We start from the raw sequence: 13,351 nt of genomic DNA on the forward strand, positions 1-13,351 counted from the left end.
AGTTGAAAAGGTCGCCGAGGTCGAGCAGGTCTTGTTGAACAGACATAAAAAATCCGATGCCAGAGGTCTGGCATCGGATTTTCTAGGAAGCCCTGCGCGAGCTCAAATGCTTAAGTGAACAGCATTACGCAACTGGCGGGTTTTGGTTTGCTTCGTAGCGAGCGCAGCCGGGCTTTGAGCTCCCGGCTGCCAATGCTCCGTTGTCGATGTACGCCAACGTGGCCCTAGGCCGAGTTACTTCCCGCCTTTTTTCGAGTCGGAGACGGCCTTGATGATGTCGTTGGTCTCGGCGATGCAATCATCAGTGCCTTCCTTGGTGCCTTTTGCCTGGTCGGCTTTGGCTTGCTCGACGGAGGCTTTTACCTGATCAGCCATTTCTGGAGGAATCTGTGCCTTGCCGTTTTCGATGGTTTTCAGGTTGACCGCGCAAAGGTCTTCTGCGGCGAACGAAGGGGAAGCCATAAGCGAAGCAGTAACGAACAGACCTAATAGAACGGAACGATTCATATATTTCTCCTTGGGCTTAAAGGCCAGGCGTCGCTGGCCGTCAAAACGGGCTGCCGAGTTTTTGATGTCCCACGTTTTGCAGGACTTGATCAGTGGACTGCGGTGGCACGGCAGGGTTCTATTTTTCTGCTGTAGAACTGTTGATTCCGGCAAGAAGTATTAAGGAAGGCGCATTGATGCGCCTGCCATGAGGTCCAGATTTCAGGGCTCCCTAGCCTGGGTAACGCGGTCCACCAGATAAACTAGTCCGTGGTAGTCAATGCCGCCATGTTGCGTCAGACCGATCTCACAGGTGCGGCTGGTGGAGATCCCTTCACTGCATTGTTGTACCGCATCCTTGAGCGTGCGCAACGAGTGGGCGTTCAACTCCGGCGTGGTGAAACCTTTGTCACCGGCGAAGCCGCAGCAGTGAATGCCTTCGGGAATCACCACGTTTTTGCTGCACTTGCGCGCCAGATCGATCAGCGCCTGGCTTTCCCCCAGGTGCTGCGTACTGCACGTTACGTGCACGGCAATCGGTGCGTCCTGTGGCGTGAACGCCAGGCGATCCATCAAGTGAGTGCGGATGAAACGCACCGGGTCGTACAGGTCCAGGCGGGCCTCACCCAGGTCCTGAACCAGGCGCAAGGTGCAGGGGCTGGTGTCGCAATAGATCGGGTCGAGCCCGCCACGGCTGGCGTGGAGCAGGGCACCGATCAATTCCTGTCGTTTGTGCTCGGCTTGTTCGGCATAGCCTTTGGACGCGAAGGGTTGGCCGCAGCAAAGGCTGTCCAGGTTATCCGGGAACACCACTTGGTAACCGGCCTTTTCCAGCAGGCCACGGGTCTTGTCGTGCAGCGACATTTGTTCCGTGTCACCCGCAGCCGGGCCCATGGCGCGGGATACACACGCCGCCAGATAGACCACTCGAGGGCGCGCATCGGTCACCGCTGGACTGAAACGAATGGCTTTTTCCGGTTGCGGCATCGCGTTGGTCCACTGCGGGACCTGTCCTTTGGACAGGCGCGTCAAGGTCGCCGACAACTTCGCCAGTCTTGGTGCGCCCAACAACATTCGCGCACCATTGGCCACGTGCAAGGTGAAACGTGCACTTTGCAGCGCTGTGGCGAAATTGCTTTCAAGCCAGTTGGCGGTTTTCGTATGCGTCGCTTTCCGGCTGCGGAGCTTTTTCACCAGCTCGCCGGTATTGATGCCTACGGGGCAACGTTGTGCGCAGAGGCCGGTCGCGGCACAGGTGTCGATGCCTTGATATTCATAAGCGGCTTCGAGTTCTGACGTGTCGATGCCTGCGCGCTTTTTCGCTTGAATGTCACGCCAGATCACGATGCGCTGGCGCGGGCTCAGGGTCAGTCCTTTCGACGGGCAGACCGGTTCGCAGAAGCCGCACTCGATGCACTTGTCCACAATCTCGTCAGCGGCCGGCAGCGGCTTGAGGTGTTTGAGGTGGATCTGCGGATCGTCACTGAGCACCACGTCCGGATTGAGAATGCCATTGGGGTCGAGCAAGCGCTTGAGCTGCCACATCAACTGGTAGGCATCACTGCCCCATTCCAGCTCGACGAAAGGTGCCATGTTGCGCCCGGTGCCGTGTTCGGCCTTCAGCGAACCGCCGAACTCCACCGCCACCAATTGCGCCACGTCGTCCATGAACGCCTGATAGCGTGCGACTTCTTCCGGGTTATTGAAGCCTTGGGTGAAGACGAAGTGCAGATTACCTTCCAGAGCGTGTCCGAAAAGGATCGCTTCGTCGTAGTGATGTTTGTCGAACAACTCGATCAGACGGTTGACGCCGATAGCCAGTTGTTCGACCGGGAAGGTGACGTCTTCGATGATCACCGTGGTGCCGGTCTTGCGCACCGCGCCGACGGCCGGGAAGGTGTCTTTGCGGATGGCCCAGAGACGGGCGTTTTCCTGCGGGTCTTCGGTGAAGTCGACCTGCTTTTCCACCGGAAACGCCTTCAGCGACGCCATGATTTGCGCAAGTTGTTCGTGCAGCAAGGTGGGCGACGCGGCGCGGGATTCGATCAGCAAGGCGCAGGCATTGTTCGACAGATGCTGTACGAAAGCGGGCATGCCAGGTTTGTCCTGCACTGATCGCAGGCTACGGCGGTCCAGCAGTTCCACGGCCGCCACTGGTTGGCTTTTCAGCACAGTCACAGCGTTGCAACAGGTTTCCACATCCGGGAACACGATCAACGCCGAGGCTTTGTTCGGGTGGTCGATCACGGTGTCGTAGGTCACCGCACTGATGAAGCCGAGCGTGCCCTCGGAGCCGACCAGCAAGTGGCTCAAGATATCCACAGGCTCGTCGAAATCCACCAGGGCATTGAGTGACAGGCCAGTGGTATTTTTCAGACGGTATTTGTGGCGAATTTTTGCAGCCAGTTCGGCGTTTGCGCGGGTCTCGCGACCCAATGTCGCCAGACGTTCCAGCAATGTGGCGTGAGACTGACGAAAGGCTGCAACACTGGCAGCGTCTTCAGTATCGAGACGGCTGCCGTCAGCCAGCACAAGGCGAATCCCGGCCAGGGTGTGATAGGTGTTTTGTGCCGTACCGCAGCACATGCCGCTGGCATTGTTGGCGACGATCCCGCCGATTTTGCAGGCGTTGATCGAAGCCGGGTCCGGGCCGATCTTGCGTCCGAACGGTGCCAGCCACGCGTTGGCCTGGGCGCCGATAACGCCCGGTTGCAATCGAATTTGTGTGCCTTGCCCGCGAATCTCGCGACCGTTCCAGTTATCCCCCAGCACGATCAACACCGAGTCGCTGATGGCCTGGCCGGACAGGCTGGTGCCAGCGGCGCGAAAGGTCACCGGGACCTGATCGCGCTGGGCGAGTTTCAGTAGTGCCACCACTTCATCTTCGGACTCGACGCGTATCACCAGTTTGGGAATCAGCCGGTAGAAACTCGCGTCGGTGCCGAAGGCGAGGGTTGATAACGGGTCGTCGAAACGTCGCACCTGAGGAATCAGTTGTTGCACATCACGCAGGAAAGCGGCCGGTAGACTCATTGGTCCTCCAGAATCAGCACCACCATGTCCTTCGGACCGTGGGCGCCGTACGCCAGTACTTGCTCGATGTCGGCTGTTTTCGACGGGCCGGACACCAGCAACGCGTTGGTCGGCATGCCTTGCGCCCATTCGAATTCCTGCTGCACCTGATAGAAGTTGTCGCGGATTTCACTGGCCTTGAGCAGGGCGAAATGCACGGGTGGCACCAGGCTCATCAAGCGGGGCTCTTCCCGGGTCGGCCAGATAATCAGGCTGCCCGTGGCCGCGATGGCACCGAGGGTGCCGGTCAGGCTCGCCGGGGTGTCGTTGAACAACTCGGCTTTCCATTCTTCAACCGGACGGTCGTAGGTTTTTAGCATTGGCAGGCCGGGATTGTTCGTCCAGTGCTGCGTGATCCGTTGACCGTGGGGCGTTGTCGGTGCGATCAGCAGACTCGGCAACTGGCGGTCCCGCAGCAATTGCGCGAGTAGCGTCGGCCACTCTTCGCCGGACGTCAGATGAATTTCCGTGTGTACCGCTTCCATCAACTTGCGCAACTGCGGGATACGTTGTTCCGGCGTGTAAGTGTAAGGCTGCGTCACCAGATCGACATCGAAGTCGTCAGCCACCGGTGTGGTGCCTGTCAGACTTTTGCGCAGCTTGGCGAGGATATTTTGCTTGGCACTCATCAACGGTCTCCCTGTTTGGCCAAATGTTCACGGGCCATGTCATGCAGCGAGCGGGCAGCGGGTTTCGGTGCGCTGTGGTTTTGCGTCCACGGGCCGACATTGCTCGGCGTGAGGGCGCGCAGGCGCGTGGCAAAGAAACCGAACAGGCGATAGAGCGTCGGCGAGCTGTTGAGCTTGGCCCAGGCATTCCAGATGAACCGCTCTTTGCGCGAGTACTTGCTGCCCTGGCCGCGCATCACTTGATGAGGGCTGTCCGGGGCTTTGACGTTTTCTTCCCGCAGACGCCGCAACAGTGCAGGGATCGGAATTTTCACCGGGCAAACTTCACCGCAGGCACCGCACAGCGACGATGCGCTCGGATGATCCGGCACTTTTGCCAGGCCGACCATGTGCGGGGTGATGATTTTTCCGATAGGCCCAGGGTAAACCTCCCCATAGGCGTGACCGCCGATTCGGGTGTACACCGGGCAATGATTCATACAGGCGCCGCAACGAATGCAGTTCAGGGTCTGGCGCAGTTCGCTGTCGGCAAACGCCTGGCTGCGACCGTTATCCAGCAAGACCAGGTGCACTTCTTGAGGGCCGTCGAGTTCATGCTCTTTGCGCGGGCCAGAGATCATGTTGACGTAGGTAGTGATTGGAATGCCAAGCGCCGAGCGGGTCAGCAATGACAGCAACGGCACCACGTCGCGCAGGTTTTCCACGACTTTCTCAATGCCGGTGACGGCAATGTGCACCGGCGGCACCGTGGTGGTCATGCGGCCGTTGCCTTCGTTTTCCACCAACAGCAGGGTGCCGGTTTCGGCGACGGCGAAGTTGACGCCGGAAACGCCGATGTCCGCTTCAAAGAATTTCTGCCGCAGGACCCTGCGACCGATCTGAATGAGTTGGTCTACGTCCTTGGTGTATTCCACGCCAAGTTTGTCGTGGAACAAGGACGCGACCTGACCGGCGTTCTTGTGGATCGCCGGCATGATTATGTGTGAAGGTTTCTCGTGGTCGAGCTGGACGATGTACTCGCCCATGTCCGATTCCAGGCATTCAATGCCCTGTTCAGCGAGGACATGGTTCATCTCCATCTCTTCGCTGACCATCGATTTACCCTTGATCACTTGCCGCCCCTCGTGAGCGCGGATGATCGAGAGGACGATGCCATTGGCTTCGTCCACCGTTTCCGCCCAGTGCACTGTCACACCGTTGCGGGTCAGGTTCTGTTCCAGTTGTTCGAGCAGCTCGGGCAACTTGGATAACGCACGGGCGCGGACAGCATTGCCCAGCGCGCGCAGGTGTTCTCTTTCGTGGGCATCGCTGAAAGCGGCTGCCCGTTTGGTCATCAGTGAATCCATCGCCTTGCGAAAGTTGCCTCGCAATTGCGCATCACCCAGCGCGTTGTGGGCGCGGGTGCGAAAATCTTCTTCTACGGCGACCGTAGGAATAATCGAGGAAGTGCTCATTGGGCACCCCCGGTTCGCTGCCAGAGGAAACTGGCCAGATGCTGACCGCGCAGCGCTTCTTTCTGTTTTTCCAGCGAGCCGTTGATGTTCATCAGACAGCCGCAATCGGCGCTCAAAATCTTGTGTGCGCCGGATTCCTTCAACGACCGGGTCTTGTCAGCCACCATCGCGCCGGAAATGTCTGGCATACGGACGCTGAAAGTCCCACCGAAGCCACAGCATTCACTTTCGTGACTGTGGTTGACGCGCTCCACGTTGTTCAACTGCGCCAACAACTCACGGCCGTGCAGGTGGGTGTTCATCTCGCGACGTGCCGAGCACGACGTGTGCAGCGCTACTTTTACCGGCTCGCCGCTGTCCTTGAGTTGCACCTTGCAGACGAACAGCAGGAACTCGGCGAGTTCATAGGTCCTGGCCGCCAGGGCCTGAACCTGTTGCAACGTGTCCGGCTCGTCCTTGAACAAGTCGGCATAGTGTTCGCGCAACATGCCGGCACAAGAACCTGACGGCACCACCACCGGATAGTCACCGGCAAACAGCGCCAGTTGTGAGCGCGCCACGGTCCTTGCCTGTTCGGTGTAACCCGAGGTGTAGGCCGGTTGACCGCAGCAGCTTTGCCCTTGCGGGTACTCGACACGAATGCCTTCGCGTTCCAGCAAGTGGATCGCGTCCATCCCGGCTTCCGGGTAGAACAAGTCGACCACGCAAGTCCCGAACAGGTAGACCCGGGCCGGTTTTTCGCTGGGATATTGCCGAGGCTCGGGCAGTGGCGGGGCGACACGGGTCGCATTCGGCACAGCGTTGTAAAAAAGCTCGCTCATCAGGCGGTCTCCGGGTGGTCCCGGTTATTCGTCCGTTGAGGCCGCTGAATATAGAGAGGGAAACTTTCAGCGGCCTTACAGACCGGGGTGTGAATAGCTGACGCCGGGGTCGTGGCCCGGCGTCGGTTTTTTCTGTGTTTCTTGTAGTCCTTAGTGCACCAGCATGCCGGTGAACCAGTAGGCCTGGGCCAGTGTGATCAGGCCGACGATTGTTGCAAAGAATAGGCTGTGCTTGAGGGTGAAGCGGAACAGATCCGATTCTTTGCCCACAAGGCCCGTCGCCGCGCAGGCCACCGCGATCGACTGTGGCGAAATCATCTTGCCGGTCACGCCGCCGCTGGTGTTCGCCGCCACCAGCAAGGTGTCGTTGACGCCGATCTGGTGTGCGGTGGTTGCTTGCAGCGAGCTGAACAACGCGTTGGACGAGGTATCCGAACCGGTCAGGAACACGCCCAGCCAGCCGAGGAATGGCGAGAAGAACGGGAACGCCGCGCCAGTGCCTGCCAATACCAGGGCCATGGTCGAAGACATGCCCGAGTAGTTGGTGACGAAGGCGAAGGCCAGCACCATACCGATGGACAGGATCGGCCAGCGCAGTTCGTAGAAGGTCTCTTTCAAAGTGGTCAGACCAGTTTTGATATTGATCTTCAGCACCAGCATCGAGATCAGTGCAGAGAAGAAAATCGCCGTGCCGGTCGCGGAGATCGGGTCAAGCTTGAACACTGCCGGAAGGGCGGTTGGCGCGGCCACGATCGGTGCGACCTTGATCACCAGTTGATCCAGGTGCGGGATAGCGAAGTTGAATACGAAGCTGTACATCGAGCCGCCGGCGGCGAACATCGCCTTGAACGGCTTCAGGGTCCAGATGGTGACCAGTACGGTCAGGATCAGGAACGGCGACCAGGCCTTGAAAATTTCCCCGAGGCTGTAGGGCGACGCCACGGTGGTGCGCTTCTGGCCAAAACCGCCGACGCTGGCGCTGACCACCGAGGCGGAAACAGCACCGACGATGTGTTGGCCTGCGGCGCGTTTGGGTTGCCAGACCTTCAGGAACAAAGTCAGGGAAATCAGGCTGGCCAGGGCCGAGGTGATGTCCGGCAGTTCAGGGCCGATGAAGTTCGAGGTGAAGTATTGAGTGACGGCAAAACTCAAGCCCGCGACCAGCGCCGCCGGCCAGGTTTCACGCACGCCGCGCAGGCCATCCATCATGAACACCAGCCAGAACGGCACGAACAGCGACAGCAGCGGCAGCTGGCGACCGGTCATGGCGCCGATCTTGAAGGCGTCGATGCCGGTGACTTGCCCGGCAACGATGATCGGAATGCCCAAGGCGCCGAAGGCTACCGGCGCGGTGTTTGCGATCAGGCACAGGCCTGCGGCGTACAGCGGGTTGAACCCCAGGCCTACCAGCAGTGCCGCGGTAATCGCTACCGGTGCGCCGAAACCGGCTGCACCTTCGAGGAAGGCGCCGAAGCAGAAACCAATCAACAGCACTTGCAGGCGCTGATCGTCGGTGATCGACAGCACTGAACTGCGGATGACCTCGAACTGACCGCTCTTGACCGTCAGTTTGTAGAGGAATACCGCTGCAACGATGATCCAGGCAATCGGCCACAAGCCGTAGGCGAAGCCATATCCGGCGGCGGCGAACGCCATGTCGACCGGCATCTGGAAGGCAAAGATCGCCACCAGGATCGACAAGGCCAGCGTGATGCTGCCGGCCACGTGACCTTTCATGCGGAACACCGCCAAAGCCAGGAAGAAAAATACGATGGGGATAACAGCCGCGAGTGCGGACAGGCCGAGGCTGCCGAGCGGGCTATAGAGCTGTTGCCAGGTTTGCATATGGGGTGGCCCCTAATTGTTGTTGGTCAGGCACTGATCAGCGTTCTTGGATAATTGGTAATACCAATTTACAATCGCTGTTCGCTAGGGTAAAAGCCTTGTAGGTGGTGTGTCAATTTGCCGCCCTAAAACTTTTGTCGAATGCGAGTGCCCGCAGGGTTATTCACCGTGTTGGATCAAGTGCTGTCCGGTAGGTGCTGATGCGCTGCCGATAGACCAGAATAGAGCGCCGGCGAGCCGTCGGATCGTGGAGAAATCGAGTTATGGGGTTTGATCAGATTCGTCAGCGCCGTTTGTCTGACGATATTGTCGAGCAGCTTGAGGGCATGATCCTCGAGGGCACGCTGAAGGCGGGTGAGCGTTTGCCGGCCGAACGTGCGCTGGCCGAGCAATTCGGTGTGTCGCGTCCTTCCTTGCGTGAAGCCATTCAAAAGCTGACGGCCAAGGGGCTGCTGATCAGTCGCCAGGGCGGCGGCAATTACGTGGTGGAGTCGTTGGGCACGACCTTCAGCGATCCATTGCTGCACCTACTGGAAAGCAATCCCGAGGCTCAGCGCGACCTGTTGGAGTTTCGCCACACGCTGGAAGCGTCCTGCGCCTATTACGCGGCGCTGCGTGCCACTGATGTCGACCGCGAACGGCTGACTGCCGCTTTCAATGAATTGCAGGACTGTTACACACGCCACGACGAAGTGAGCCGTGCCGAAGAGGGGGCAGCAGATGCGAAATTCCATCTGGCAATCGCCGAGGCCAGTCATAACGCGGTGTTGTTGCACACCATTCGTGGGCTGTTCGACCTGCTCAAGCGCAACGTCGTCACCAACATCGGCGGCATGTACAAGCAGCGCACGGAAACCCGCGACATGCTGATCACACAGCATCGGGAGTTGTACCAGGCGATTATCGAAGGGCGGGCAGAGCAGGCGCGGGAAGTCTCCAGCCGACACATTTTGTATGTGCAGGAAGTGCTGGAAGAAGTGCGTCAGGAAGTGCAACGCATGGCCCGGGCGGAGCGGCGCAAGGGGACTTGATCGTTAAAGCAAAAGATCGCGGCCTGCGGCAGCTCCTACAGGGAAACAAAAACCCTAACGTAGGAGCTGCCGCAGGCTGCGATCTTTTCGATGGCGCCGCGAAACTCAGGCAGAAAAATCAGTCTTCCTTGCCCTTGTTGCGCACCGCACGCTGCAACTCGCGACCGGCATCGCGTTCGCGCTCGGTATCACGCTTGTCGTATTCCTTCTTGCCCTTGCCCAGAGCGATCTCGCACTTGACCATGTGCTTGCTCCAGTACCAGGACAGGCACACGCAGGCGTAACCCTTTTGCTGTACGGCCGTGGCCAGCTTTTCCAGCTCGCGCCGGTTGAGCAGCAATTTTCGGGTGCGGGTCGGATCCGCGATGACGTGGGTGCTGGCGGTCGTCAGGGGCGTGATGTGACTGCCGAGCAGCCAGGCTTCGCCATCCTTGAGCAGCACGTAACTGTCCACCAGCTGCAACTTGCTCGCCCGCAGACTTTTTACTTCCCAGCCGGCCAGGACCAGACCAGCCTCGAACTTATGCTCGATGAAGTAATCGTGTCGCGCCTTTTTGTTTTGCGCGATGGTCCCTGTTGGGTGTTTCTTCTGTTTAGCCATAGGGGCGGCATTATAGGGAGTTGCACGCGAGTCGGCTACGGTATCGCTACGTGCTTGAGCAGGTTGATTGAATCCCGGACAATGCGGCCTCTTTTTTGAACGCTTGGGCGTGATAACGATGTCGACAGACAAGGTTTCTGTCCACGGCAGTTGGGCTAGCCGCTGGGTCTTCATACTCGCCGCGACCGGTTCGGCCGTGGGTCTGGGTAGTATCTGGAAATTCCCCTACATGGTCGGCGTCTATGGCGGTGGTGCTTTTGTGCTGATGTTTCTGGCCTGCATTGCGCTGATCGGTGTGCCAGTCATGTTGGCGGAAACCCTGATCGGCCGGCGTGCGCGGCAGAGCCCGGCCAACGCCTTGAAGATCCTGGCGACCGAGGCAGGGCATTCGGCGAAGTGGTCGTGGGGGGCTTTTGCCGGGATGATCACGGCGTTGCTGATCCTGTCTTTCTATAGTGTGGTCGGCGGCTGGTCGCTGGACTACATCATCGACATGGGGCGTGGCGATTTTCAGGGCGCGACGCCAGATCAGGTGGGGGCTTACTTCGGCAATGTGATCGCCGATCCGTGGCGCCTGACACTTTGGCACACGATTTTCATGCTGTTGTCCGCGGTGGTGATCGCCAAGGGCGTGGTTGCCGGGCTTGAGCGCAGTTTGCGCATCATGATGCCGCTGCTGTTCGTGATGATTCTTGTATTGCTGGGTTACAGCATGACCACCGGGCATTTCATGGAGGGCGTGCATTTCATGTTCGACTTCCACCCGGAAAAGGTCATGGACGGCTTGCTGCCCGCGATGGGGCATGCCTTCTTCTCCCTGAGCGTAGGTGTCGGTTCGATCATGATCTACGGCGCCTACATGCCGAAGAACTCTTCGATTTCCGGGACCGTCGTCGGTGTGGCGCTGCTGGATACATTCGTTTCTCTGGTTGCCGGTCTGGCATTGTTTCCGATTGTGTTCGCTGCGGGCCTGAATCCGAGCGAAGGGCCGGGCCTGATGTTCGTCAGCCTGCCTTTTGCCTTCGGTAACGTCGCGTTCGGACAGTTGATGGGCGTGGTGTTCTTCGTGCTGGTGGCGGTGGCGGCCTGGAGTTCGGCAATTTCCCTGCTCGAACCCATGGTGGCTTACCTGGTTGAGCGCACTAAAGTCAGTCGAGCGTGGGTGACTTTCTGGTTGGCCTTCAGTTGCTGGTTTGTGGGACTGGGCACGGTGTTCTCCTTCAATATCTGGAAGGAAGCCAAGTTCTTCGTGAACGAAGGCGGCATGTTCCACCTCTACCAATGGGGCGCGGCCGGTGGTCTCGACTTCTTCGGTGTGATCGATTTCTTCACCTCGCGACTCATGTTGCCGCTTGGCGGTTTGTGTTTCGTGGTGTTCGCAGGCTGGATCATGGGGCGTGAAGCGGTGCGTGACGAGTTGTCGATTCGCAACCCTGCGCTGTTTGCCCTGTCCTTGTTCTTGATGCGCTATGTGGCGCCCATCGGCATTCTCGTAGTGTTTGCCGCCCAGTTGTGGAAATGACGCTGACATGACGACACATATTTCACGTTCGGCCTTGCTGCCGTATCCGGCGCAAGCGCTGTATGACCTGGTCAACGACGTGGCGCGTTATCCGGAGTTTCTGCCGTGGTGCTCGACGGCAGAAGTTCTGGAAAGCTCTCCTGAACACATGCGCGCCAGTGTAGGCGTGGCGAAGGGCGGTCTTAGCCAGCATTTTGTGACGCGCAATACGCTGGTGCCGGGGCAGTCGATCGAGATGAATCTTGAGGAGGGTCCATTCAACCAGTTACATGGTGTGTGGACGTTCAAGCCTTTGGGTGAAAAGGCCTGCAAGATCAGCCTGGATTTGTCGTTCGACTACGCCGGGCCGCTGGTTCGCGCGACTTTGGGGCCGTTGTTCAATCAGGCGACCAATACCCTGGTGGATGCGTTCTGCCAGCGGGCCAAACAGATCTATGGTTAATGCCATGATCGAGGTCGAAGTGGTGTATGCCGCTGTTGACCGGCAGATTTTGATCACGGTGACGGTGCCCGCCGGGACGACGCTGCGGGCGGCTTTACTCAAGTCCGGGGTAGGTGGCGAGTTTCCGAAATTGGATCTGGCCGATTGTCCCGTGGGGATTTTCGGCAAAGTGATTGCGGACCCTGATAGCCGCATGGTGCAAGCGGGGGATCGCATCGAGATCTATCGACCGTTGTTGGCCGATCCCAAAGAGGTCCGTCGACTGCGTGCCGCCAAGGCTGCCGAGGCCAAATCCCGGAATCAGTGAGCCGCTCAAATCGCAGGCAATAAAAAACCCGGATTAACCGGGTTTTTTATTGCGTCGCAAATTATTGCGGCGTGGTGTCCAGAGGCTCTGGTGTCGGGACCGGAACGGTTTCTACACCGTCGACGTCCTTCTGGATCTGATCCAGCAACGAGCCTGGCTTGACCGGTTTTTCCGGTTTTGGCTTCTCGACGACTTCTGCCGGCGCGCTGACGCTCGTGTCAGCGTCTTTGCCGAGAATGGCTTCGTCGCGGCTCACGCCCGGCATGAAATCGCCAGAGAGGCTGACAAGCTGATCATTTGGGTTGAAGATAACGCTAATGCGTTCCTGTTGGCGTTCACCGCCACCCGGTTGCAGGCTGTACAGATAATCCCAGCGATCGGCATGGAACGTGTCGGTCAGCAGAGGGTTGCCCATGATAAACCGTACTTGCTTACGGGTCATTCCCGGGCGTAACTGGTCTATCATGTCCTGCGTGACGACATTGCCCTGCTGGATGTCGATTTTGTAAACCCCGGGGAATGAACAACCGGCGAGTGCGAGCAGTCCCACAAAGGTGAAACTGGTTAGCAAGAGCTTGGTGTTTTGCATCGGTGGGCGACTTCCACTATCTTGGCTGGGACAACGTAAACGCCGATCATACCCGCATTAAGAGAAGCTGCGAAGCAGCATCGCGAGAAAGCTGACCATGGTTGAAAATAGCGAACTACGCAAAGCCGGCCTCAAAGTGACCCTGCCACGGGTCAAAATTCTGCAAATGCTCGATTCCGCCGAGCAACGCCACATGAGTGCCGAGGATGTCTACAAGGCCCTTATGGAGGCTGGTGAGGACGTCGGTCTGGCCACGGTTTACCGTGTTCTGACCCAGTTCGAGGCAGCTGGCCTTGTGGTGCGACATAACTTCGATGGAGGCCATGCGGTCTTCGAGCTGGACGACGGCAAGCATCACGACCATATGGTCAACGTCGAAACCAGCGAAGTGATCGAATTCTTCGACGAAGAAATCGAGCGGCTTCAGAAAGCAATCGTCGACAAGTATGGCTTCGAGATGGTTGATCACAATCTGGTGCTGTACGTACGCAAGAAAAAGTAAGCATGTCGCGCGAACATTCAGTTCGCGAAACGAACGAAGGCGACCCCAGG

General features: G+C 58.6%; 13 protein-coding genes. 5 read left to right on the forward strand and 8 right to left on the reverse strand.

The window, feature by feature from the left end; all coding sequences use genetic code 11:
• Window positions 1-234 precede the first annotated feature (234 nt).
• From CKW15_RS09920 to CKW15_RS09945, 6 genes are all read right to left on the reverse strand, one after another.
• Window positions 235-507, reverse strand: a complete 273-nt coding sequence (locus tag CKW15_RS09920; RefSeq protein WP_095058353.1) for a hypothetical protein — start codon at window positions 505-507, stop codon at window positions 235-237.
• Window positions 508-708: 201 nt separating this feature from the next.
• Window positions 709-3,519: an FAD-binding and (Fe-S)-binding domain-containing protein gene (locus CKW15_RS09925; protein WP_095058354.1), complete on the reverse strand. Its 2,811-nt coding sequence runs from the start codon at window positions 3,517-3,519 to the stop codon at window positions 709-711.
• Window positions 3,516-4,187: a lactate utilization protein C gene (locus CKW15_RS09930; protein WP_095058355.1), complete on the reverse strand. Its 672-nt coding sequence runs from the start codon at window positions 4,185-4,187 to the stop codon at window positions 3,516-3,518. Before CKW15_RS09930 ends, CKW15_RS09925 begins: the two co-directional genes overlap by 4 nt.
• The gene (locus tag CKW15_RS09935; protein WP_095152080.1) at window positions 4,187-5,641 is read right to left on the reverse strand and encodes a LutB/LldF family L-lactate oxidation iron-sulfur protein; all 1,455 of its coding nucleotides are present in this window, start codon (window positions 5,639-5,641) and stop codon (window positions 4,187-4,189) included. The genes CKW15_RS09930 and CKW15_RS09935 overlap by 1 nt, the downstream gene beginning before the upstream one ends.
• Entirely contained in the window at window positions 5,638-6,462 is an 825-nt protein-coding gene (locus CKW15_RS09940; protein WP_095058357.1) for a (Fe-S)-binding protein, read from the reverse strand. Before CKW15_RS09940 ends, CKW15_RS09935 begins: the two co-directional genes overlap by 4 nt.
• 150 nt (window positions 6,463-6,612) lie before the next feature.
• On the reverse strand, window positions 6,613-8,307 hold the full coding sequence (locus CKW15_RS09945; RefSeq protein WP_095058358.1) for a lactate permease LctP family transporter: 1,695 nt from the start codon (window positions 8,305-8,307) through the stop codon (window positions 6,613-6,615).
• A gap of 263 nt (window positions 8,308-8,570) precedes the next feature.
• Here CKW15_RS09945 and CKW15_RS09950 point away from each other — a divergent pair, with 263 nt between their 5' ends.
• Window positions 8,571-9,338: an FCD domain-containing protein gene (locus tag CKW15_RS09950; RefSeq protein WP_095058359.1), complete on the forward strand. Its 768-nt coding sequence runs from the start codon at window positions 8,571-8,573 to the stop codon at window positions 9,336-9,338.
• 118 nt (window positions 9,339-9,456) lie between these two features.
• Here the strand turns inward: CKW15_RS09950 and smpB are convergent, their stop codons facing one another.
• On the reverse strand, window positions 9,457-9,939 hold the full coding sequence (gene smpB / locus CKW15_RS09955) for an SsrA-binding protein SmpB (RefSeq protein WP_095058360.1): 483 nt from the start codon (window positions 9,937-9,939) through the stop codon (window positions 9,457-9,459).
• A 118-nt stretch (window positions 9,940-10,057) separates the two neighbouring features.
• On the opposite strand from smpB, the gene CKW15_RS09960 reads away from it, so the two are divergent.
• Genes CKW15_RS09960 through CKW15_RS09970 form a run of 3 tightly spaced genes read left to right on the forward strand, consistent with a single transcriptional unit; the run spans window position 10,058 to window position 12,210 of the window.
• Entirely contained in the window at window positions 10,058-11,461 is a 1,404-nt protein-coding gene (locus CKW15_RS09960) for a sodium-dependent transporter (RefSeq protein WP_095058361.1), read from the forward strand.
• 7 nt (window positions 11,462-11,468) lie between these two features.
• The gene (locus tag CKW15_RS09965; protein WP_095058362.1) at window positions 11,469-11,903 is read left to right on the forward strand and encodes a type II toxin-antitoxin system RatA family toxin; all 435 of its coding nucleotides are present in this window, start codon (window positions 11,469-11,471) and stop codon (window positions 11,901-11,903) included.
• Window positions 11,896-12,210, forward strand: a complete 315-nt coding sequence (locus tag CKW15_RS09970; protein WP_095058363.1) for an RnfH family protein — start codon at window positions 11,896-11,898, stop codon at window positions 12,208-12,210. Before CKW15_RS09965 ends, CKW15_RS09970 begins: the two co-directional genes overlap by 8 nt.
• Before the next feature lie 61 nt (window positions 12,211-12,271).
• Here CKW15_RS09970 and CKW15_RS09975 read toward each other — a convergent pair whose 3' ends face one another.
• On the reverse strand, window positions 12,272-12,799 hold the full coding sequence (locus CKW15_RS09975; RefSeq protein ID WP_095058364.1) for an outer membrane protein assembly factor BamE: 528 nt from the start codon (window positions 12,797-12,799) through the stop codon (window positions 12,272-12,274).
• A gap of 97 nt (window positions 12,800-12,896) precedes the next feature.
• Here CKW15_RS09975 and fur point away from each other — a divergent pair, with 97 nt between their 5' ends.
• On the forward strand, window positions 12,897-13,301 hold the full coding sequence (fur, locus tag CKW15_RS09980; RefSeq protein WP_003197684.1) for a ferric iron uptake transcriptional regulator: 405 nt from the start codon (window positions 12,897-12,899) through the stop codon (window positions 13,299-13,301).
• The last annotated feature ends 50 nt before the right edge of the window (window positions 13,302-13,351 follow it).

Source organism: Pseudomonas sp. Irchel s3b5, assembly GCF_900187435.1.
In the GTDB taxonomy this organism is placed as follows: domain Bacteria; phylum Pseudomonadota; class Gammaproteobacteria; order Pseudomonadales; family Pseudomonadaceae; genus Aquipseudomonas.

Coding starts and splice junctions, on each gene's coding strand:
- CKW15_RS09920 (WP_095058353.1), bottom strand. CDS start 507: ATGAATCGTTCCGTTCTATTAGGTCTGTTCGTTACTGCTTCGCTTATG.
- CKW15_RS09925 (WP_095058354.1), bottom strand. CDS start 3,519: ATGAGTCTACCGGCCGCTTTCCTGCGTGATGTGCAACAACTGATTCCT.
- CKW15_RS09930 (WP_095058355.1), bottom strand. CDS start 4,187: ATGAGTGCCAAGCAAAATATCCTCGCCAAGCTGCGCAAAAGTCTGACA.
- CKW15_RS09935 (WP_095152080.1), bottom strand. CDS start 5,641: ATGAGCACTTCCTCGATTATTCCTACGGTCGCCGTAGAAGAAGATTTT.
- CKW15_RS09940 (WP_095058357.1), bottom strand. CDS start 6,462: ATGAGCGAGCTTTTTTACAACGCTGTGCCGAATGCGACCCGTGTCGCC.
- CKW15_RS09945 (WP_095058358.1), bottom strand. CDS start 8,307: ATGCAAACCTGGCAACAGCTCTATAGCCCGCTCGGCAGCCTCGGCCTG.
- CKW15_RS09950 (WP_095058359.1), top strand. CDS start 8,571: ATGGGGTTTGATCAGATTCGTCAGCGCCGTTTGTCTGACGATATTGTC.
- smpB (WP_095058360.1), bottom strand. CDS start 9,939: ATGGCTAAACAGAAGAAACACCCAACAGGGACCATCGCGCAAAACAAA.
- CKW15_RS09960 (WP_095058361.1), top strand. CDS start 10,058: ATGTCGACAGACAAGGTTTCTGTCCACGGCAGTTGGGCTAGCCGCTGG.
- CKW15_RS09965 (WP_095058362.1), top strand. CDS start 11,469: ATGACGACACATATTTCACGTTCGGCCTTGCTGCCGTATCCGGCGCAA.
- CKW15_RS09970 (WP_095058363.1), top strand. CDS start 11,896: ATGGTTAATGCCATGATCGAGGTCGAAGTGGTGTATGCCGCTGTTGAC.
- CKW15_RS09975 (WP_095058364.1), bottom strand. CDS start 12,799: ATGCAAAACACCAAGCTCTTGCTAACCAGTTTCACCTTTGTGGGACTG.
- fur (WP_003197684.1), top strand. CDS start 12,897: ATGGTTGAAAATAGCGAACTACGCAAAGCCGGCCTCAAAGTGACCCTG.